Consider the following 20,786-nt stretch of genomic DNA (forward strand, 5'->3'; position numbering starts at 1 on the left):
TCCGGGGTCGATCAGTGGCTGCGGAACCGGTCGCGAAGCTTCGAGAACAGTCCCTGCTGGAACTGCGCCAGCTTCGGAGCAGGCGCCTTGGCGCGCTTGGCGAAGTCCTCGATGAGCTTGCGTTGAGCCGAGTCGAGCCTGGTGGGGGTCAGCACCTGCACTCCCACCCGCAGATCGCCGCGCTGGGTTCCCCTCAGCGGGGTGATGCCGCGTCCGCCGATGGTGAGCACATCGCCCGACTGCACTCCTGGACGCAGTTCGAGCTCCACCGCGCCGTCGAGTCCGTCGATCGTGGTCGTCGCGCCGAGGATGGCGTCCGTCATCGACACCTCCAGCGTCGCCAGCAGGTCGTCCCCGTCGCGGCTGAACACGGCGTGCGGCGCGACGGTGACCTCGACGTACAGGTCGCCGTTCGGACCGCCGGCCCTGCCGACCTCGCCTGAACCGGGAAGCTGCAGTCGCAGACCGGTCTCGACGCCGGCTGGGATGTCGAGCGAGACGGTGCGACGCGAGCGCACCCTCCCCTGCCCTGCGCACGTGCCGCACGGATACGGGATGGTGGTGCCGTAGCCCTCGCAGCTGCCGCAGGGCTGAGTGGTGACGACGTTGCCCAGCAGGCTGCGCACCTGTCGCTGCACATGCCCGCTGCCGCCGCACACGTCGCAGGTCACCGGCGCCGTGCCCTCCTGGCAGCAGCTTCCCTTGCACGTCTCGCAGAGCACGGCCGTGTCGACCTCGATGTCCCTGTGCACACCGAAGACGACGTCGCCGAGGTCGAGGTTGATGCGCACCAGCGCGTCTTGGCCGCGCTCGCGCCGTGACCGCGGTCGTGCTCCCCTGCCACCGCCTGCGGCGCCGAAGAACGTCTCGAAGATGTCGCCGAAGCCCCCGAACCCGCCGAAGCCGCCGTTTTCGCCGCCGCCCATGTCGTAGCGGCGCCGCGATTCCTCGTCGCTGAGCACGTCGTACGCGTGCGTCACCAGCTTGAAGCGCTCCGCGGCGTCGTCACCGGGATTGACATCCGGGTGCAGCTGCCGCGCCAGCCTGCGGTAGGCCTTCTTGATCTCATCCTGGGTGGCGTCGCGAGACACCCCGAGAACCTCATAATGGTCCGCCACGATCACCTTTCTGCGTGTGCGTGCTGCTCTGCGGCCGACCGCGTCAGCGGCCGGCCTCGTCTTCCTCGAGCATCCGCGACAGGTAGCGGGCGACCGCCCGTGCCGCTGCGAGGTTGCTCGGATAGTCCATGCGCGTCGGGCCCATGACCCCGACGCGTGCCGTGCCGCCGGGAGCGGCGTAGTTGCTAGCGACGATCGACGCCTCACCGAGTCCGAACGGTGCGTTCTCGGTGCCGATACTGGTCGCCAGGCCGTGCTCGTCTGTGACCATCTCGCTCATCAGCCGCAGCAGCGTCACCTGCTCCTCGATGGCCTCGAGCAGTGGGTGGATGCTGCCGCGGAAGTCGTGCTCCCTGCGTGCGAGGGTCGCCGCGCCCGCCATCACCAGTCGCTCCTGCCTGAACTCGGCAAGCTCCTCAGCGATCACCGTCCCCAGCGAGAGCAGAGCGGGATGCAGGCGCGCGGCCGGCGAGCCCGGTTCGGGGTGGACGAGGGAGGCGAGCCGATCTGCGGCGTCACTCACCGCGCGGCCCGTGATCAGCGACGAGAGGCGCGCTCGGAGAACCGCCACATCCTCGTCGTCGACCTCGACCGGCAACGGCGAGATGCGCTGGGAGACACCGCCGGCATCGGTGACCAACACCACCAGAATCCGGTTCGGCGCGAGGGCCACGAGCTCGATGTGCGTGATGTTCGCGCGAGCGAACGAGGGATACTGCGCGAGGGCGACCTGACCGGTGAGCTGCGTGAGCACTCGCACGGTGCGAGCCATGAGATCGTCGAGGTCACTGGGGTCGGCGAGGAACGTCTCGATCGCGCTGCGCTGCGCGGCGGAGAGCGGCCGCAGCTGCGCGAGGTGGTTCACGAAGAGGCGGTAGCCCTTGTCGGTGGGGACGCGGCCGGACGAGGTGTGCGGAGCGGTGATGAGCTCTTCATCCTCGAGCAGGGCCATGTCGTTGCGGATGGTCGCCGCCGAGACGCCGAACGCGTGCCGCTCCACGATCGACTTGCTGCCGACCGGCTCGTGGGTCTCGACGTAGTCCTGCACGATCGCGCGGAGGACCTGCAGCCCTCTCTCTGTGACCATGACCCCTCCCGCTGGCACTCCAACCTTCTGAGTGCCAATCCTACTCGTGTCCGCCTGGGTCGAGCCCGAGACCCTCCGCGTTATCGCGTCGAGGCCGCTCGGCGAGATCGGAAACGCCTCTGAGGACTCGCTCCGCCACGCATCACCGATCCCGACCGGCGGGGCTGCGGGTGGGGCTGCGTCAGAGGGCGCGAGGGGCGGCGGCCAGGATCAGTCCGTGAGCGCACGCACCACCGCGTCCGCCAGGAGTCGTCCGCGCAGGGTGAGGCGAACGCGCCGTTCCCGCAACGCAGCGGTGGGGTCGACGAGGCCGTCGGAGAGCAGACCCGCGACCCGATCGCGACGATCTGCGGCGATCTCGTCGATGGCCAGCCCTTCGACGAGGCGGCTCTGCAGCAGCACCCGCTCGAGCAGCCTGGCCTCCGCGTCGGGGCGCTCTCTGCCCGCCGCCGGCGAATCTCCGGCGTCGAGCCGCTGGGCGTACGCTGCCGGGTGCTTGACGTTCCACCATCGCAGTCCGGCGACATGACTGTGCGCGCCCGGCCCGAAGCCCCACCAGTCGCTGCCCCGCCAGTACGCCAGGTTGTGCCGCGATCGGTTGCCGTCGTGACGCGCCCAGTTGCTCACCTCGTACCAGGCGAAGCCCGCTGCCGACAGTCGGGCGTCGGCGGCCTCGTACATGTCGGCCTGCAGATCGTCGTCAGGGGCCGGGACCTCGCCGCGTCGGATCTGCCTGGCCAGCTTCGTGCCGTCCTCGATGATCAGGGCGTATGCCGAGATGTGGTCGGGCTCCAGTGCGAGGGCGGCGTCGAGCGACGTCTCCCAATCGGCGAGCGACTCCCCCGGCGCGCCGTAGATGAGATCGACGCTGACGTCGAGGCCGGCGTCTCGCGCGGCGTGCACCGCGGTGCTGACGTTCTCGGGCCGATGGGTGCGATCCAGCGCCGCGAGCACGTGCGGAACCGCGGACTGCATCCCGATCGACATCCGCGTCACGCCGGCATCGGCGAGTGTGCGCACCACCTCGGGTGTGACCGTGTCGGGGTTCGCCTCGACCGTCACCTCGGCGCCGTCGCGGATGCCGAACGCCGAGACGACGCCGTCCAGCATCCGCCCGAGATCTCCGGCCGGCAGCAGTGTCGGGGTGCCGCCTCCGAAGAAGACCGTGTCGAGCGGGCGGAGTGCGTCCGCATCGGACAGGACTCCCTGCGCCAGCGCCACCTCCCTCAGGAGAGTCGACGCGTAGTCCTCCTGCTTCGCGCCGCGCAGCTCGCCCGAGGTGTAGGTGTTGAAGTCGCAGTAGCCGCAGCGGACCCGGCAGAAGGGCACGTGCAGGTACGCGGAGAACGGTACGGCGATATCGGGCGTGAGGTCAGCGGGCAGTCGCCCGTCTGCGGGTGCGGGATCGCCCAGCGGAAGTGCACCCGCCATCAGATCGGTGTCGCGTACAACGGGGAGATCGCCCGAAGATAGAGCGCGAACAACTCGCGTCGGCGTCGCTTGACGAGACCGGGAAGCCGATACAGCATCGACACCGGAGCGTCGAAGGCCCGCACCGTGAACCAGACCTCGTCGGTGTCCTCGCGCCAGTCGACGTCGAACGACTCCTCGCCACTGACGACCGAGCCGCCGATGGTCCCCAGCACGAAGCCGATGCGGCGCCGCTCCTCGGTGACCGAGATGACCCGCAGCTCGGCATCGGCGCGCATGCCCTTCACGCGGCCACGCAGCTTCAGCGTCATGCCGGGTGCGACGAACGGGGTGCCCTCGGCGTCGAATCGCTGCTCGACCTGAGTGCGGTTCGGTGCGATCGGCGATCCCTCCGCGTCGAAGCTCACACCCGTGTACGCCGTGCCCGAGGCCGGACGGACGTCGGAGAGCTCGAGCCCCGCGGCGCGCTGAGCCGTCCAGGACAGCAGTGCCTCGCCGGCACTGCGGAATCGTTCCTCGCCGCTGCCGATACGCCAGGACTCCTCGGCGGGGATGCTGCGCTCCGGCGGATACTGCATCAGATCGGGGGCGTGCGTCGCCCCGACCGCGGCATAGTCCACCGTGCCTTCTCGGAATGTCCCGCGACGCATGGGCTCAAGCCTACGTGAGCTGCCTGGACAGCGGCTCACGACCCGCAGCATCCGAGGATGCCGCGGTGATCACTTCTTGTCCTTGCCCTCGACGTCGCCCGAGAGCGCGGCGATGAACGCCTCCTGCGGCACCTCGACGCGGCCGACCATCTTCATGCGCTTCTTGCCCTCCTTCTGCTTCTCGAGCAGCTTGCGCTTGCGGCTGATGTCACCGCCGTAGCACTTGGCGAGCACGTCCTTGCGGATCGCGCGGATCGTCTCGCGCGCGATGATGCGTGCGCCGATGGCCGCCTGGATGGGCACCTCGAACTGCTGACGCGGGATCAGCTTGCGCAGTCGCTCGGCCATCATGGTGCCGTAGCTGTACGCCTTGTCGCGATGCACGATGGAACTGAACGCGTCGACCTTCTCGCCCTGCAGGAGGATGTCGACCTTGACCAGATCGGCCTCCTGCGAACCTGCGGGCTCGTAGTCGAGCGAGGCGTAGCCCTGGGTCTTCGACTTCAGCTGGTCGAAGAAGTCGAACACGATCTCACCCAGCGGCATGTTGTAGCGCAGCTCGACGCGCTCCTCGGAGAAGTACTCCATGCCCAGCAGTGAGCCGCGCCGCGACTGGCACAGTTCCATCACGGTGCCGACGTAGTCCTTCGGCAGCAGGATCGCCGCCTTGACCATGGGCTCGGAGACCGAGCCGATGCGCCCGTCGGGGTACTCGCTCGGGTTGGTGACGGTCACCGTCTCGCCGGTGTCGCTGGTCAGCACCTCGTAGATGACGCTGGGCGCGGTGGTGATCAGGTCGAGCCCGAACTCCCGCGACAGCCGCTCGGTGATGATCTCGAGGTGGAGCAGGCCGAGGAAGCCGCAGCGGAACCCGAAGCCGAGCGCGACGGAGGTCTCCGGTTCGTACTGCAGCGACGCGTCGGACAGCTTGAGCTTGTCGAGCGCCTCGCGCAGCTCGGCGTAGTCGCTGCCGTCGATCGGGTAGATGCCCGAGAACACCATCGGCTTCGGGTCGGTGTAGCCGGGCAGGGCATCGGATGCCGGCTTCCGCGCCGTCGTGACCGTGTCGCCGACCTTGGACTGGCGGACGTCCTTCACACCGGTGATGAGGTAGCCGACCTCTCCGACGCCGAGCCCCTTGGACGGGATCGGCTCCGGACTCGAGACGCCGATCTCGAGCAGCTCGTGGGTCGCCCCCGTGGACATCATCTGGATGCGCTCGCGCGGAGCCAGATTCCCGTCCACCATCCGGACGTAGGTGACGACGCCGCGGTAGGCGTCGTAGACCGAGTCGAAGATCATCGCGCGCGCCGGCGCCTCGGCATCGCCGTGCGGCGCCGGGATCTCCTGCACGAGGCGGTCGAGCAGCTCTTCCACCCCTACTCCCGTCTTGCCCGACACCCTCAGCACATCATCGGGGTCGCCGCCGATGAGCGAGGCGAGTTCCTTGGCGTACTTGTCGGGGTCGGCGGCCGGGAGGTCGATCTTGTTCAGCACCGGGATGATGTGGAGGTCGTTCTCCAGCGCCAGGTACAGGTTCGCGAGGGTCTGCGCCTCGATGCCCTGCGCCGCGTCCACGAGCAGGATCGCTCCCTCGCACGCCGCGAGCGAACGAGACACCTCATAGGTGAAGTCGACGTGCCCAGGGGTGTCGATCATGTTCAGAGCGAAGGTGTCACCGTCGATCTGCCACGGCATCCGCACCGCCTGGCTCTTGATCGTGATGCCGCGTTCGCGCTCGATGTCCATCCGGTCGAGGTACTGCGCGCGCATGTCGCGATCGGAGACGACCCCGGTGATCTGGAGCATCCGGTCGGCGAGGGTCGACTTGCCGTGATCGATGTGGGCGATGATGCAGAAGTTGCGGATCTGCGACGGCGGCGTCGCGGCAGGCGGGAGCGGAGTGAGAGCGCGGGGAGACATGTGGTCCTTGGAAGTCCGAAAGGGTTCTGATGATTCTACGTTCAGGGCGGCCTAATCCCCCATTCACGCTGAGCGGTGATAGTCTCGCGAAGTTGCCTAGGCGGAACCGGTGAGACCGGATGCCGCGTGCGACAGGACTCCGTCACAGCCCGAGTGCGGAAGCGGATGTGCGTAACCCTACGGATGATGCTTGAATTGCATCCCGACCCAGCGTTGCGTCGGCAGATCCCGCGCACGGCTGTAGAAGAGAAAGAATCACCACCTTGATCAAGTATCTCGTGCGCCGGACACTCGGCTGGCTGCTCATGATCGTGGTCGCGACCAACATCACGTATTTCCTGGCCTGGTCCTTCCTCGATCCTCGAAGCAACTACGTGGCCAGAAGGCCCCCTCTCAGTCCGGAGCAGATCGAGAATCTGCTTGCTCCGCGCAACCTCAGCGACAGCGTCCCGCTGATCGAAAGGTGGTGGAACTGGTTCACCGGCATCCTGCTGCGGTGGGACTGGGGAGTCAGCCCCACCGGCGGCTCGGTCAACGAGCAGATCGGCTTCCGCATGTGGGTGAGCGCCGAGCTCGTCCTCGGTGCGACCGTCATCATGACGGTGCTGGGCATCGCGATCGGCGTGTACACCGCTTCGCGTCAGTACAAGGTCGGCGACCGCATCTGGCAGGCCGTGTCGATCGTCACGATGAACATCAACATCATCGTGGCGGCTCTGGCCGTGGTGATCCTCGCGATCAACTTCAACAACTGGGTCGGCGAGCGGGTCTTCTACGTCACGGGGTCCTCGTCCGAGGGCGTGACCGGGTTCTTCCCCGTCATCATCGACACCCTGCAGCACCTGATCCTGCCGACGATCGCGTTGGTGATCACGGGCTATGCGGCGACGCACTTCCTGCAGCGCTCGCTGCTGCTCGACAACATCAAGGCCGACTACGTGCGCACCGCACGTGCCAAGGGGCTCACCAAGCAGCAGGCGATCCGCCGTCACGCGCTGCGCACGGCCCTCATCCCGGTGTCCACGCAGGTCGCTTTCGCCATCCCCGGCATCTTCACCGGCGCCATCCTGACCGAGTCGATCTTCGCCTGGCAGGGCATGGGCCGCTACTTCCTGACCACCATCAACGGCAACGACGTGCACGGCGTCGTCGCCGTCGCGGCCTTCGGCGCCGTGCTGACCGCGATCGGCGCCCTGCTCGCCGATATCGCCGTCGTGGTCCTCGACCCGCGAGTGAGGGTGAGCTGACATGAGCACCGAGATGATCGATCCCCAGGTCCAGCCGCCGGTCGGCCCTGAGACCACGGCCGAGCGCATCCCCAGCAAGCAGCTCTCCAAGTGGACGCTGTACACGCGGCGCTTCATGCGCAACAAGCCCGCAGTGGTCGGCGTGGTGATCTTCGTGCTGATGGTGCTGTACTCCATCGTCGTGCCGCTGACGTCGCCGTACACGATCGAGGACATGGACTTCCTGAACCTCAGCACCGGCCCCTCGGCCGAGCACTGGTTCGGAACGGACGCCTCCGGTCACGACATCTGGACCCAGACCGCCGTCGGCCTGCAGCGCTCACTGATGATCGCGGTGACGGTGTCGGTCGGCGTCACCGTGCTCTCCGCGATCGTCGGCGCCGCCGCGGCCTACTTCCGCGGCAGGGTCGAGCGCTTCACACTGCTGGTCATCCACTTCCTGATGGTGATCCCCACCTTCCTGATCCTCGCCCTCGTCTCCAACAACGCGGGCGGCGACTGGCGGGTCATCTCACTGGCCATGATCTTCATCAGCTGGTTCTTCCCTGCTCGCGTGATCTGGACGATGGCGCTCTCGCTGCGGGAGCGCGAGTACGTCGATGCCGCGCGGTACATGGGCGTGAGCGGCATGCGCATCGTGATGCGGCACCTCGTGCCGAACATCGGCTCCCTGCTCGTGATCAACTTCACCCTCGGCGTGGTGAGCGCCGTTATGACCGAGACCGGCCTGTCGTTCATCGGTTTCGGTGTCAAGATCCCCGATGTCTCTCTCGGGTCGCTGATCGGCATCGGCGCGGCGAGCGTGACGAGCGCCCCGTGGCTGTTCTACTTCCCCGCTCTCGCGCTCACGCTGTTGACCGTCTCGATGGCGCTGGTCGCCGACGGCCTGCGCGACGCGCTCGATCCCACTTCTGCGGCGGGAGGCCGCGCATGAGCTCCAACACTGTTCTCTCCGTCCGAGACCTCAAGGTCAGCTTCCCGTCCGAGGCGGGCCGCGTCGACGCCGTCCGCGGCGTCTCCTTCGACCTCGAGGCCGGCAAGACGCTCGGCATCGTCGGCGAATCCGGTTCCGGCAAGTCGGTGACCTCACTGGCGATCATGGGCCTTCTCGACGAGAACGCCAAGGTCACCGGATCCGTGCAGTTCAACGGGGAGGAGCTGCTCGGCAAGTCCGACAAGCAGATGTCGATGATCCGCGGCAACGGCATGGCGATGGTCTTCCAGGACCCGCTGACCTCGCTGACGCCCGTGTTCACGATCGGCGACCAGCTGGTCGAGGCGCTCACGGTGCACCGCAGCATCTCGAAGCAGGAGGCGTGGGATCGGGCGATCGAACTGCTCACGCTCGTCGGCATCACCAGCCCCGAGAAGCGGATGAAGTCCTTCCCGCACGAGTTCTCGGGCGGTATGCGGCAGCGTGTCGTCATCGCCATCGCCATGGCGAACAACCCGAAGCTGATCATCTGCGACGAGCCCACCACTGCGCTCGACGTGACGATCCAGGCGCAGATCCTCGACCTCATCGAAAAGGCACAGGACGAGACCGGTGCGGCCGTCATCATGATCACCCACGACATGGGAGTCGTCGCCCGCACGGCCGATGACGTGATGGTGATGTACGCGGGCAAGCCCGTCGAGCACGCGCCCGCCCACGAGTTGTTCCACCGCACGCGGATGCCGTACTCCATCGGGCTGCTGGGAGCCATCCCCCGCGTCGACAAGGCCGAGAAGGAGCCTCTGATCCCGATCAAGGGCAATCCTCCGCTGCTCATCGACCTGCCGGACGCCTGCCCGTTCGCAGCACGCTGCCCGATCGCGATCGACGCATGTGTGCGACGCGAGCCCGACCTCGCCCCTGTCGCCACAGGCAGCGGCGAGCCGCACACCGCCGCATGCATTCGCGCAGACGAGATCGACGACGACGGGCGCATCGGCGGACTGCCGGTGTTCCCTGTGCCCGTCATCCCCGAGAGCGACCTCACGCGCATGCCACGTGAAGCGCGACCCGTCACGCTCGAGGTCAAGAACATGACCAAGACCTTCCCCCTGCTCAAGGGAGCGCTCTTCAAGCGGAAGGTCGGCGAGGTCCACGCCGTCAAGGGAATCAGCTTCGACGTGCGTGAGGGCGAGACGATGGCGATCGTCGGAGAATCCGGCAGTGGCAAGACGACCACGCTGCTGCAGATCATGGACTTCGCCAAGCAGGAGCACGGCGACATCGTCATCGCGGGCACCAGCGTCAACGACCTCCACGATCGCAAACTCGAGCGCACGCTGCGACGTGACATCCAGATCGTCTTCCAGGACCCGATGGGCGCGCTCGATCCACGCATGACCGTGTCGGACATCATCGCGGAGCCGCTGTTCGCGATCGGCACGCCCAAGGACGAGGCGTTCGCACGCGTCGAGGAGTTGATGGACCTGGTGGGTCTGAATCCCGCTCACCGCGACCGGTTCCCCGGCGCGTTCTCGGGAGGGCAGCGTCAGCGCATCGGCATCGCCCGTGCGCTGTCGACGAACCCCAAGGTCGTCGTCCTCGACGAGCCCGTGTCAGCCCTGGACGTGTCGATTCAGGCCGGCGTGATCAACCTGCTCGACGAGCTGAAGGTCAAGCTCGGGCTGTCGTACCTGTTCGTCGCGCACGACCTGTCCGTCGTGCGCCACATCGCCGACCGCGTGGCGGTGATGTACCTCGGCGAGTTCGTCGAGCACGGCGATGTCGACGAGGTGTTCGACAATCCGAAGCATCCCTACACGCAGGCCCTGCTGTCGGCGATCCCGGTCCCCGACCCGGACATCGAGCGCACGCGCGAGCGCGTGGTGTTCGATGCCGAGACGATGAGCACGCGACCCGCCACCGTCTGATCGCCAGGGGAGGCCGTGCGCGCGGCCTCGGAGCGATCACCGTCGATCACCGTCCGATAACAGTTAGTCACGATTCACTCACGCGCACCGCCGTCGCGGTCGCACGAGAACTATCCTCCCCTTATGACACGCCGAAAGGCGAAAGGAGCACCATGAAGCAGTACAAGCTGATGGGAGCGCTGGCACTCACCGGCGCTTTCGCACTCGCTCTGAGCGGGTGTGCAGCCAACACCGGCGACAACGGCGAAGGCGGCGACAACGGCGAAGGCGCCAAGGAAGTCGAGCAGGCTGACTACAACCCGCAGCCCCGCGAGAACCTCAAGGAGGGCGGCACCGCCAACTTCCCGATCAACGAGATCCCGGAGCAGCTGAACTCGTTCCACGGTGACGGCAGCGCCGACACCGCGCGCGTTGCCGCGTGGTACATGCCGCAGATCCTTCTGCAGGAGCCGGACGGCACGCCCTACAAGCACGACGCGTACCTCGACGAGTGGAAGATCGACACCGTCGACGGCAACACCCAGATCACCTTCACCTTCACGGAGGAGGCGACCTGGAACGACGGCACTCCGATGGACTGGACCGCCATCGAGGCGACCTGGAAGGCCAGCCGCTCGAACGACGAGGGCTACGTGCCCAACGCGATCGACGGTTACAAGGAGATCGCGTCGGTCGAGCAGGGCGACACCCCCAAGACCGCCATCGTCACCTTCGACGGCGAGTTCGCCTGGCCGCAGATGCCGTTCCTCACGGGCATCATCCACCCGAAGCTCGCCGAGAGCCCCGAGGTGTTCAACACCGCGATGATCGACAACCCGCACGCCGAGTGGGGTGCGGGCCCGTACACGATCGACGAGTTCGACGCGAACACCGACTTCGTCTCGTTCAAGCCGAACGACAAGTGGTGGGGCGACAAGCCGCTGCTCGAGAAGGTCACCTTCAAGGGCATGGACGCACAGGCCTCGATCAACGCGTTCAAGAACGGCGAGATCGACACCGTCGGCGTCGGCACGAAGGACCGCATCGCGCAGGTCGCCGACATGGAGGGCATCGAGATCTACCGGGCGATGCAGACCGCCAACACCCTGCTCGAGGTCGATGCGGAGAAGCCGCAGTTCGCCGACGTCAAGGTTCGCGAGGCGTTCTTCAAGGGCGTCAACATCGAGCAGCAGAAGAAGATCGCCTGGAACGGTCTGGACTACGAGGAGGAGCCGGCCGGTTCCTTCACGCTGTTCAACTTCCAGCCGGGCTACAGCAACGCGCTCGAAGAGGCGGGCTGGGAGTACAACCCCGAAGAGGCGAACAAGATCCTCGACGAGGCCGGCTGGGAAGCCGGAGCTGACGGCGTCCGTGAGAAGGACGGCGTGAAGCTCTCGGTGACCTACCCGATCTTCAGCGACGACCCGACCCAGGCCGCCCTGGCTCAGTCGCTGCAGGCGTCGCTGAAGGAGATCGGCTTCGAGGTCAAGGTCGACGTCCGTCCGGCGAACAAGTTCGCCGAGGACTACAACAACAAGAACTGGGACATCATGAGCCTCCGGTTCACGTCGTCCGACCCGTTCGGCGCGGCGTGGTTCTTCCAGCTCTACGGCCAGGACCAGGGTCTGAACCTTTCGGGTGTTCAGAACGAGGAGACCGACAAGCGGATCCACGAAGAGGTCGAGTCGATCAAGGACCCGGTCAAGCAGACCGAGGCCGCGATGAAGCTCGAGGCTGAGATCTTCCAGGAGTGGGGCCTGATCCCGCTCTACAACGGTCCTTCGGTCACCGCTGCCAAGGAGGGTCTGGCCAACCTGACCCCCGAGCCCTACGTGGGTCTCGACCTGTTCGGCGTCCAGCCCGTCGAGAACGTCGGCTGGGAGAAGTAATCCCTGACGGACCGCTGAGCTTCGGCACGGCGTCCTGACAGCGGGGCCGGTGGTTCATCCACCGGCCCCGCCTTCATATGCTGGGAGCGTGACGCCTCAGGTCGTTCTCGTGCACGGCATCCGCACCTCCGCGACGATGTGGCGCGCCCAACTCGCCTGGCTCGAAGAGCACGGCGTCCCCGCCCGCGCGGTGGATCTGCCGGGGCACGGCAGCCGGATGGCGGAGCAGTTCACGCTCGATGGGGCGTTCCGCACCATCGACGAGGCCGTCCGCGACGCGGCCGAACGCGGACCGGTGCTGCTGGTCGGGCACTCGATGGGCGGGCTGCTCTCGCTGGAGTACACCGGCGCCGAGGATCCGCCGCCCGTCGCCGCTCTCATCGCCGCATCCTCCACCGCACTCCCCCGTGGCGCGGCCCTGTCGACCTATCGCGCGCTCGCCGGCGCCTTCGACCGGCTGCCCGGCCGGGGCATGTGGATCACCGAGCGCGTGTTGGCCGCGACCATCCCGCCCGAGACCCGCGGCGATTTCGCCGCCGGCGGGTACGCCCTCGATGCGCAGTCTGTGGTGCTGCGCAGCCTGTCAACGCTCGATCTGACCGCCGCGGTGCACCGCATCCATGTCCCGCTCTGGTTCGTGAACGGGCAGTTCGACCAGCTGCGCTCGCATGAGCGGCTGTTCCGCCGCCTCGCGCCGCACGCCGAGCACATCGTGGTGCCGCGCACCTCGCACCTCGTGACGGCGATGCGCCCGCACGTGTTCAATGCCGTGCTGAGACTGGCGCTGGCTGTCGTGCGACAGGGATCGTGACGCCCCTAGGGCCGGCGACAACGATCTCGCCTCCGAGTTCCGTCCGGCGCGTCGCGCTCCGGCCGTTTCGCGCTCAGCCGCCGTGTGCTGGTAACATTGACTCTTGGCTTGCGTGTGGGTTCGTCCCTCACGACCATCGCATGGCGCCCCTCTCGCGCTCGCGACATCCGAATCCATCAAGACAGAAAGCGTCCACACGTGGCAAACATCAAGTCGCAGATCAAGCGCAACAAGACCAACCTGAAGGCGCAGGAGCGCAACAAGGCCGTCAAGAGCGAGCTGAAGACCCTCGTCCGCAAGACCCGCGAGGCTGTCGCCGGCGGCGACAAGGAGGCCGCTGAGGCCGCCCTCAAGGTCGCGTCCGTCAAGCTCGACAAGGCCGTCAGCAAGGGCGTCGTGCACAAGAACCAGGCGAAGAACCGCAAGTCGGCCATCGCCAAGCAGGTCGCCGCTCTCTGAGCTTCGTCTTCATCAGAAGGCCCGTCCCGTTCGCGGGGCGGGCCTTCTGCTCTGCCTGCGTCCGGTAGCCCGGCGCAGTCAGCAGTGGTCGTGCGACGGCCACGGGAACGAATCGTCTCCCCGCGCGCTCCGTCACCGCGCGATATCGCCGCCGAAAGGCTCGCGAGTCGCAATCACCGTGACCATGCGCTCCAGCGCGAAGATCGGGTCGCGCGCGGCGCCCTTGACCTCGGCGTCCGCACGCGCGGTCGCCTGGATCGCCATGCCGAGCGATCTCTCATTCCACCCGGCCAGGTCGCGGCGGGCGCGATCGACCTGCCAGTCCTTCATGCCGAGCCGCTGGGCGAGCTGGCGGCTGGGCTCGCGGTTGCCCGCCACCCTGGCCATCGTGCGCAGTTTCATGGCGAACGCGGCCACCATGGGCACCGGATCGGCGCCGGAGGCGAGAGCGTGCCGCAGCGCGATGAGCGCCTCACCGTAACGGCCCGCGATCGCCGTGTCGGCGACCACGAAGGCCGAGACTTCGACGCGGCCACCGTAGTACTTCGTGATCACCTCGTCGGTGACGTCGCCCTCGACGTCACCGATCAGCTGCTGGCAGGCCGCGGCGAGCTCGGTGAGGTCGTCGGCGAACGCAGACACGAGTGAGCGCAGTGCGCTCGGGGCGATGCGCTTCTTCGCAGCCTTGAACTCGCCCGCCGCGAAGTCGACGCGGTCCGAGTCGCGCTTGACAGCCGCGCAGGCGATCTCGATGCCCCCGCCCGTGCCCGCCCGGATCGCGTCGAGCAGCTTCTTGCCGCGCACGCTCGCCCCGGTGTGCCGCAGGATGACGGTGGCACCCTCCTGCGGGTTCTCGATGTACTTGAGTGCCTCCTGCAGGAACGCGTCGGTGCACTTCTCGACTCCTGCGACCCTCACCAGCCGCGGCTCGCCGAACAGCGACGGTGAGGTCATCGCGAGCAGCGTGCCCGCACCGTAGTCGTCGGCACGAATGTCGCTCACCTCGAGTGCAGGATCCTCCGCGCGCAGATAGTCGCGCACCCCTGCGGTGGCGCGCTCGGCGAGGATCTCCTCGGGGCCCGAGACCAGCACGATGGATGCCGGCCTGGGCTCGCGCCACGGAACCTGAGGGATCTTCGGCCCCTTCGCGCCGCCCCCGCGCGCATTCGACCCGCGGGCGGAGGAGCGAGGAGCGGACATGGATCCAGCCTACCGGCGGCCGGCGACGCTGCAGCCGGCGACCGCGCGTCTGGTCAGAGACCGAGATACACCACGAATGGCGCGTCGAGCGCCCACAGGCACGCGCTCTGCTCGTCCACTCGTACGACGGCATCCAGCCGCACGCGATCGGCGAACTCCTGCGCATCGATCCTGTCCATGAACGACACCGTGAAGAACTCGGCGTCCGGATCGGGATCCTGGTGGTTCGAGTCCTCCAAGGAGAGGGGTTCGATCCGCCAGACCTCCACGGTCAGCGGCTGAGGCGGCCGCGGGTCGTCCTTCGGCGTCTGCACCCGCCACGGCTCCTCGCAGACCAGCCCTTCGAGCGCGTGCGTGTCCAGGGTCGACAGCGCCCCGGCGATCCGCTCGGCCTCGTCCTCGACGGCCCGCGCCCGCATCTCCGGCGACGACAGCAACGGTGTGCAGCCGCTCAGCACGAATACCACCGCCACGGCCAGCGCAGGCACCGCATACTTCTTCCTCAAGATCTGTTCCTTCATCGATCCGTCCTCGTTCCGTCAGTCGTCTGCAGCATCCGGTGGCGCCCGCTGCGTTCGCACCTCGATACCGTCCGCTCCCCCGCCGAGCAGGGTCAGACCGTTCTCGTCCGTGCGCAGCACACGCGCACCGACGGCGTCGAGCAGCGCCACGGTCTCGGTGCGTGGATGCCCGTAGTCGTTGTCCTCCCCCACGCCTATCAATGCGACCGTGGGCCGAGTCGCCTGGTAGAGGCCGGGCTCCTGATCGCGGCTGCCGTGGTGCGCGACCTTGACGACGGCGTAGGGGCCACGCAGTCGTCCGCCCGACAGCAGCATCCGCTGAGGCGCCGCCGACAGGTCGCCGAGCAGCAGCGTGCGGGGCACGCCGCCGCCCGCGATCTCGATCACGATGCTCGCGTCGTTTCCCGCGGGAAAGGCCTTCGAGCCCGGTTCCGGCCAGAGCACGCGCCAGCGAGCACCGCCGAGGCTGCCGTGCACTCCCGCCGCGCCCTCCATGAGCGTCGCTCCCCCGGCGCGGAGCGACGTCAGCGCGCGAACATCCTGCCCTTCCGCACCCGGACCGTGCAGCACCGTGCCCACTCTCCCCTGCACGGCGGCGACGCCTCCGGCGTGATCGAGGTCGAAGTGCGTGAGCACGAGCAGGTCGATGCGATCCGTCGCGGTCTGTTGCAGGCAGTCCTGCAGCGCGTCAGGGTCGGGCCCTGTGTCGATGAGCGCCGTGCGGTCGGCCGAGCGGATCAGGAACGCGTCTCCCTGACCGACATCGCAGGCCGCGATCGACCAGTCCTCCGGCGTAGACAATGCCGCCAGCGGGCCGGTGAGCAGCATCCGCGCGCCGCCGAGACCGACGGAGACCGCCAGGACGAGTGCCGCGCCCGCGTGCAGGATGCGCGAGTGGGGACGCACCAGGGCGACCGCCACCGCGGCGCTGAGCGCGGTGACCAGCAGGGCTGCGACCGGCCCCGCCACGACGGCGAAGGTCGCACCCGGGACTGCAGCGCTCACCGTCGCCGTGGTGGCGATCCAGGCCGAGGGCAGCCAGGCCGTCGCCGCCAGCAGATCCGCAAGCCAGGGCACAGGCGCCGCAAGACAGGCCAGCAGGCCGATCACCGTCGCGACCGGCGCGGCGGGGGCCGCGAGCAGATTGGCCACGACGCCGACGAGCGACTGCTGTTCCGAGAACAGCGCGATGATCGGTCCGCACACCACCTGAGCGGCGAGCGGTACGGAGATCGCCAGTGCCAGCGGCTGCGGCATCCAGCGCCCGAGTCCCGAGAGCAGAGGCCGCGACAGCACGAGAAGTGCGGCCGTCGCCGCGGCCGACAGTGCGAAGCCCGGCGACGCGGCCAGCCAGGGATCGGCGAGCAGGATGCCGCAGACGGCGACCGATAGCATCGCAAGGCCCGCGCTGGGGCGCCCGAGCAGCACCGTGAGCATCGCCAGCGCCGCCATGACTGAGGCGCGCACGACGCTGGGCTCGGGCGTCACCAGCACCACGAACGCCGCGAGAGCGACCAGCGCGACTACGACCCGCATGCTCCTGCCGCCGCCCAGCAGCGAGATCATCCAGAACACGGCGGCGACGACGATCGCACAGTTCGCGCCGGAGACGGCGGTGAGGTGCGACAGTCCCGAGGCAAGCATCGCGTCGTTCAGCTCGTCGGAGACGGCTCGGGTGTCGCCGACCGCGAGCCCGGGCAGGAGCCCGGCCCCCGGCTCCGGCAGTATCGACGCTCTGGCCACGAACCCTGCTCTCGTGTCGGCGGCGATGGCGAAGACGCCCGAGGCCGGCCGAACCACTTCGGCACTCGATCCGAACACGACCAGTCCCGCGCGCTCGAACGGATCGGTCACCTTGCCCTGCCCCATGATCCGCACCGTCGCCCCGAGATCGGCGCCGGCGATCGGCGCGATGCCCACGCGGACGGGTGCGGCGACTGCGACGAGACGCCCCGGCGGTCCGAGCTCGGCCGTGACAGCGTCGAACCACAGCCGACCGTCATCGCCGATGGATGCCGAGGACGCGACCTGCACGACCGCCTCGACGGCGCGACCGTCGGATTCGGCCAGCAGCGCGCGCTGCGGCTGAGCGGCCGAGACGTTGACCCCCGCCCCCGTGATGCAGAGCAGCGCGAGCACTGCCAGACCGGCTCCCGCCGCCGGGGCACCCCGTCGCAGCCGGACGACGATCAGCAGGACGACGGCGCCCGTCGCACCCAGCGCGGCGCCTGGCAGCGCGACGGCGGGGAGGCAGACGGCGGTCAGGGCCGCCGCCCACACGACGGCGGCGAGCACCGCGCTGCGCAGATCCCTCACACGCGCACCTTCTCCCGGATGCCCGCGAGCAGTTTCTCGCCGATGCCAGGAACAGCGAGAAGATCCTCCACCGCGCGGAACCGGCCGTTCTCATCGCGCCACTGCAAGATGCGCTCGGCCAGGGCGGGACCGATGCGAGGCAGCGTCTCCAGCGCGGCCTGATCGGCCGAGTTGAGGTCGATCCTGCCGTCGGAGGGCGGCGGGGGCGACTCGCCCGAGGGCGTCTTTCCGCGAGCAGGGACGACGATCTGCTCGCCGTCGCTGAGCGGGCGCGCGAGGTTGACCGCCTGCAGGTCGGCGGCTTCGAGAGTGCCACCCGCCGCGGCCAGCGCGTCGACCAGCCGCGCCTGCGGATCGAGGATGTACAGCCCCGGCTTCGCCACCTCGCCCAGCACGTGCACGTACAGCTCTGCGCCTTCGGTCACGACGGCGCTGCTCGCCCCGTCGTCCAGAGGAATGCTCTCCACCGGCGCCGTCTGACCCCGGAGGATGCCCCAGCCGACCGAGGCCGACAGCACCACGAGCCCCAGGGTTACCGCCGCGCCGATGCCCAGCTTCAGACGCGGACGCGGCGACGGCTCCGGAACGATCGACTCAGCTGGGGCCACCCCGCCACGCTAGACACGCCTGTTGCCGCGCCGTGCCGCTTCGTCAGCGGATGTGGAGAACTCCTGCACGCTGCGACGCTGTGCAGGAGTTCTCCGAGTGCGTTCAGCTCTTGACGGCGAAGTTCACGATCTTCGGAGCGCGCACGATCACGCGGATGATCTCCTTGCCGTCCAGCGCGCGCTGCACGCGCTCGTCGGCGCGCGCCAGGGCTTCGAGCTCCGCCTCGCCGATCTTCGCCGGTACCTCGAGGGTCGCCCGCACCTTGCCGCCGACCTGCACGGCGACCGTGGCGGTGTCCTCGACGAGCAGGGCAGGGTCGGCGTGCGCCCACTGCACCAGCCCGACCGAAGGCTCATGACCGAGCATCTCCCACATCTCCTCCGCGGTGTGCGGGGCGATGAGGTCGAGCATCACCGCGAGCGTCTCGGCAGCCTCGCGCACGGCCGGATCGGCAGCACCAGCGCCGGCGTCGATCGTCTTCCGGATCGCGTTCACCAGCTCCATGAGGCGCGCGACCAGCACGTTGAACTTGGTCTGCTCGACCAGCCCCGGCGCCTCGGCCAGCAGGTGATGGGTGACACGGCGCAGCGAACGGTCTCCGCCGTCGAAGCCCACGCCCGCCTCGCTCGACACCTCACCGGCGATGCGCAGTGCGCGCGTCAGGAACTTCTGCGCTCCCGTGGTCGAGACGTCGGCCCAGTCCTTGTCGTCCTCCACCGGTCCGGCGAAGGCCAGGCCGACGCGCAGTGCGTCGGCTCCGTGCGCGTCGAGCTCCTCCTGGAACAGCACCAGGTTGCCCTTCGACTTCGACATCTTCGCGCCGTTGAGGATCACCATGCCCTGGTTGATCAGGCTCGAGAACGGCTCGGTGAAGTCCACCAGACCCATGTCGAACAGCACCTTCGTGATGAAGCGCGCGTAGAGCAGGTGCAGGATGGCGTGCTCGACGCCGCCGATGTACGAGTCGATCGGCGCCCAGCGCTTCGCCTCGTCGCCGTCGAACGCGAAGTCGGTGCTGTTCGGCGACAGGAAGCGCAGGTAGTACCACGAGCTGTCGACGAAGGTGTCCATGGTGTCGGGGTCGCGCAGGGCCGGCTCGCCGGTGCCCGGCACCACCGTGCGCACCCACGACTCCGCCGCGCCCAGGGGCGAGGTGCCCTTGGGGCGCAGATCGAGGCCAGCCGCATCGGGCAGGCGCACGGGCAGCTGGTCCTCCGCCACCGGCACGATGCCGCCGTCCTCGGTGTGCAGCATCGGGATCGGCGTGCCCCAGAAGCGCTGACGGGAGATCAGCCAGTCGCGCAGGCGGTAGTTCTTCGCCGCCCGCCCGACACCGTCCTTCTCGAGGCGCTCGATCTGACGCGCGATCGCGTTGCGCTTGGACAGCCCGTTCAGCTCACCGGAGTTGATCATCCGACCCTCGCCGGTCAGGGCGACACCGGTCTTCGCGGGATGCTGGTCGTCGAGCGAGTCGATGTCGGCATCCGCGTCGACGACGGGGATCGCACCCGTGACCGGCGCCGTCGTGTCGACCACGACCTTCACGGGCAGGTCGAAGGCACGGGCGAAGTCGAGGTCGCGCTGGTCGTGAGCGGGCACGGCCATCACCGCACCGTGGCCGTAGTCCGCCAGCACGTAGTCGGCGGCCCAGATCGGCATCCGCTCCCCGTTCACGGGGTTGATCGCATAACGCTCCAGGAACACCCCGGTCTTCGGGCGGTCGGTCGCCTGGCGGTCGATCTCGCTCGTCTTCTGTACCTGCTCGAGGTAGTCCTGGAAGCGCGTTCGTACCTCGGCGGGTGCCGCGGCGGCCAGTTCGGCAGCCAGATCGGAGTCGGGGGCGATCACGAAGAACGTCGCGCCGTGCAGCGTGTCGGCGCGGGTGGTGAACACGGTGACCGGCTCTTCGCGCCCTTCGATGCGGAAGTCCACGTCGGCTCCCACCGACCTGCCGATCCAGTTGCGCTGCATCTGCAGCACCTTGTGCGGCCAGCGGCCCTCCAGCTGGTTCAGGTCGTCCAGCAGGCGGTCGGCGTAGTCGGTGATCTTGAAGTACCACTGCGTGAGCTTCTTCTTCACGACCTCGGCCCCGCAGCGCTCGCAGCGACCGTCGACGACCTGCTCGTTCGCGAGCACCGTCTGGTCGTTGGGACACCAGTTCACCGGGCTCTTCTTGCGGTACGCCAGCCCCCGTTCGTACATCTTGAGGAACAGCCACTGGTTCCACCGGTAGTACTCGGGGTCGGAGGTGTGCAGCACACGTGACCAGTCGAACGAGACGCCGTAGGCGCGGAACCCCGTCTTCTGCTGATCGATGTTCTGATAAGTCCATTCGCGCGGGTCGGCGCCGCGGCGGATCGCGGCGTTCTCAGCCGGCAGGCCGAACGAGTCCCAGCCGATCGGGTTGAGCACGTTGTGGCCGCGGTGCCGCCAGAAGCGGGCCACGATGTCGCTGTACAGGTAGTTCTCCGCATGCCCCATGTGCAGGTCGCCTGAGGGGTACGGGAACATCGCCAGCACGTACTTGCGGGGCCTGGTGTCGTCAGAGCCGCCGGCGAGGAACGTCTCGTTCTCGGCCCAGTACTTCTGCCACTTGTCCTGGAGCGCGTGCGCAGAAGGCGTGTCGTGGGTCTCGGCGGTGGGTGCGGACGAATGCTCGGACAAGGATCGGCCAATCTACG

16 protein-coding genes are annotated in these 20,786 nt (G+C 68.2%); 6 read left to right on the plus strand and 10 right to left on the minus strand.

All coding sequences use genetic code 11. The features are described from left to right. Positions 1-11: 11 nt before the first annotated feature. The 5 genes from dnaJ to lepA all read right to left on the minus strand — a co-directional run bounded on the left by dnaJ (position 12) and on the right by lepA (position 6,209). Complete coding sequence (gene dnaJ / locus RIN43_RS08790) at positions 12-1,118, minus strand: molecular chaperone DnaJ (protein WP_309128528.1); 1,107 nt, start codon at positions 1,116-1,118, stop codon at positions 12-14. A gap of 43 nt (positions 1,119-1,161) precedes the next feature. Further along, complete coding sequence (gene hrcA / locus RIN43_RS08795) at positions 1,162-2,205, minus strand: heat-inducible transcriptional repressor HrcA (RefSeq protein WP_309128529.1); 1,044 nt, start codon at positions 2,203-2,205, stop codon at positions 1,162-1,164. A 210-nt stretch (positions 2,206-2,415) separates the two neighbouring features. Then, positions 2,416-3,636: a radical SAM family heme chaperone HemW gene (gene hemW / locus RIN43_RS08800; RefSeq protein ID WP_309128530.1), complete on the minus strand. Its 1,221-nt coding sequence runs from the start codon at positions 3,634-3,636 to the stop codon at positions 2,416-2,418. Beyond that, the gene (locus tag RIN43_RS08805) at positions 3,636-4,286 is read right to left on the minus strand and encodes a DUF1990 family protein (protein ID WP_309128531.1); all 651 of its coding nucleotides are present in this window, start codon (positions 4,284-4,286) and stop codon (positions 3,636-3,638) included. Before RIN43_RS08805 ends, hemW begins: the two co-directional genes overlap by 1 nt. 69 nt (positions 4,287-4,355) lie before the next feature. After that, positions 4,356-6,209 (minus strand): translation elongation factor 4, encoded by a 1,854-nt coding sequence (lepA, locus tag RIN43_RS08810; RefSeq protein ID WP_309128532.1) that lies wholly within the window; start codon positions 6,207-6,209, stop codon positions 4,356-4,358. 263 nt (positions 6,210-6,472) lie between these two features. Here lepA and RIN43_RS08815 point away from each other — a divergent pair, with 263 nt between their 5' ends. The 6 genes from RIN43_RS08815 (at position 6,473) to rpsT (ending at position 13,459) form a co-directional block, all read left to right on the plus strand. Continuing rightward, positions 6,473-7,456: an ABC transporter permease gene (locus RIN43_RS08815; RefSeq protein WP_309128533.1), complete on the plus strand. Its 984-nt coding sequence runs from the start codon at positions 6,473-6,475 to the stop codon at positions 7,454-7,456. A gap of 1 nt (position 7,457) precedes the next feature. Further along, positions 7,458-8,390 carry an ABC transporter permease gene (locus RIN43_RS08820; protein WP_309128534.1) on the plus strand — a complete coding sequence of 311 codons (933 nt, stop codon included), beginning with the start codon at positions 7,458-7,460 and terminating at the stop codon, positions 8,388-8,390. Next, positions 8,387-10,321, plus strand: coding sequence for an ABC transporter ATP-binding protein (locus RIN43_RS08825; protein ID WP_309128535.1), 1,935 nt, complete (start codon positions 8,387-8,389; stop codon positions 10,319-10,321). Before RIN43_RS08820 ends, RIN43_RS08825 begins: the two co-directional genes overlap by 4 nt. A 152-nt stretch (positions 10,322-10,473) precedes the next feature. After that, entirely contained in the window at positions 10,474-12,189 is a 1,716-nt protein-coding gene (locus RIN43_RS08830; protein ID WP_309128536.1) for an ABC transporter family substrate-binding protein, read from the plus strand. Positions 12,190-12,277: 88 nt separating this feature from the next. Further along, on the plus strand, positions 12,278-13,000 hold the full coding sequence (locus tag RIN43_RS08835; RefSeq protein ID WP_309128537.1) for an alpha/beta hydrolase: 723 nt from the start codon (positions 12,278-12,280) through the stop codon (positions 12,998-13,000). Positions 13,001-13,198: 198 nt separating this feature from the next. Next, entirely contained in the window at positions 13,199-13,459 is a 261-nt protein-coding gene (gene rpsT / locus RIN43_RS08840) for a 30S ribosomal protein S20 (protein ID WP_309128538.1), read from the plus strand. A gap of 132 nt (positions 13,460-13,591) precedes the next feature. Here rpsT and holA read toward each other — a convergent pair whose 3' ends face one another. The 5 genes from holA to leuS form a co-directional block, all read right to left on the minus strand. Next, positions 13,592-14,659, minus strand: a complete 1,068-nt coding sequence (gene holA / locus RIN43_RS08845) for a DNA polymerase III subunit delta (protein WP_309128539.1) — start codon at positions 14,657-14,659, stop codon at positions 13,592-13,594. 53 nt (positions 14,660-14,712) lie between these two features. Next, entirely contained in the window at positions 14,713-15,180 is a 468-nt protein-coding gene (locus RIN43_RS08850; RefSeq protein WP_309128540.1) for a hypothetical protein, read from the minus strand. Positions 15,181-15,198: 18 nt separating this feature from the next. After that, positions 15,199-17,496, minus strand: a complete 2,298-nt coding sequence (locus RIN43_RS08855) for a ComEC/Rec2 family competence protein (RefSeq protein WP_309128541.1) — start codon at positions 17,494-17,496, stop codon at positions 15,199-15,201. After that, positions 17,493-18,104 (minus strand): ComEA family DNA-binding protein, encoded by a 612-nt coding sequence (locus RIN43_RS08860; protein ID WP_309128542.1) that lies wholly within the window; start codon positions 18,102-18,104, stop codon positions 17,493-17,495. The genes RIN43_RS08855 and RIN43_RS08860 overlap by 4 nt, the downstream gene beginning before the upstream one ends. Before the next feature lie 103 nt (positions 18,105-18,207). Further along, positions 18,208-20,769, minus strand: coding sequence for a leucine--tRNA ligase (leuS, locus tag RIN43_RS08865; protein WP_309128543.1), 2,562 nt, complete (start codon positions 20,767-20,769; stop codon positions 18,208-18,210). Positions 20,770-20,786: the final 17 nt, after the last annotated feature.

It is taken from the genome of Microbacterium sp., from assembly GCF_031178445.1.
In the GTDB taxonomy this organism is placed as follows: domain Bacteria; phylum Actinomycetota; class Actinomycetes; order Actinomycetales; family Microbacteriaceae; genus Microbacterium.

Excerpts from the sequence above, each read along its gene's own strand:
- hemW (WP_309128530.1), bottom strand. The coding sequence starts at position 3,636 with ATGGCGGGTGCACTTCCGCTGGGCGATCCCGCACCCGCAGACGGGCGA.
- RIN43_RS08805 (WP_309128531.1), bottom strand. The coding sequence starts at position 4,286 with ATGCGTCGCGGGACATTCCGAGAAGGCACGGTGGACTATGCCGCGGTC.
- lepA (WP_309128532.1), bottom strand. The coding sequence starts at position 6,209 with ATGTCTCCCCGCGCTCTCACTCCGCTCCCGCCTGCCGCGACGCCGCCG.
- RIN43_RS08825 (WP_309128535.1), top strand. The coding sequence starts at position 8,387 with ATGAGCTCCAACACTGTTCTCTCCGTCCGAGACCTCAAGGTCAGCTTC.
- RIN43_RS08850 (WP_309128540.1), bottom strand. The coding sequence starts at position 15,180 with ATGAAGGAACAGATCTTGAGGAAGAAGTATGCGGTGCCTGCGCTGGCC.
- holA (WP_309128539.1), bottom strand. The coding sequence starts at position 14,659 with ATGTCCGCTCCTCGCTCCTCCGCCCGCGGGTCGAATGCGCGCGGGGGC.
- RIN43_RS08820 (WP_309128534.1), top strand. The coding sequence starts at position 7,458 with ATGAGCACCGAGATGATCGATCCCCAGGTCCAGCCGCCGGTCGGCCCT.
- RIN43_RS08830 (WP_309128536.1), top strand. The coding sequence starts at position 10,474 with ATGAAGCAGTACAAGCTGATGGGAGCGCTGGCACTCACCGGCGCTTTC.
- hrcA (WP_309128529.1), bottom strand. The coding sequence starts at position 2,205 with ATGGTCACAGAGAGAGGGCTGCAGGTCCTCCGCGCGATCGTGCAGGAC.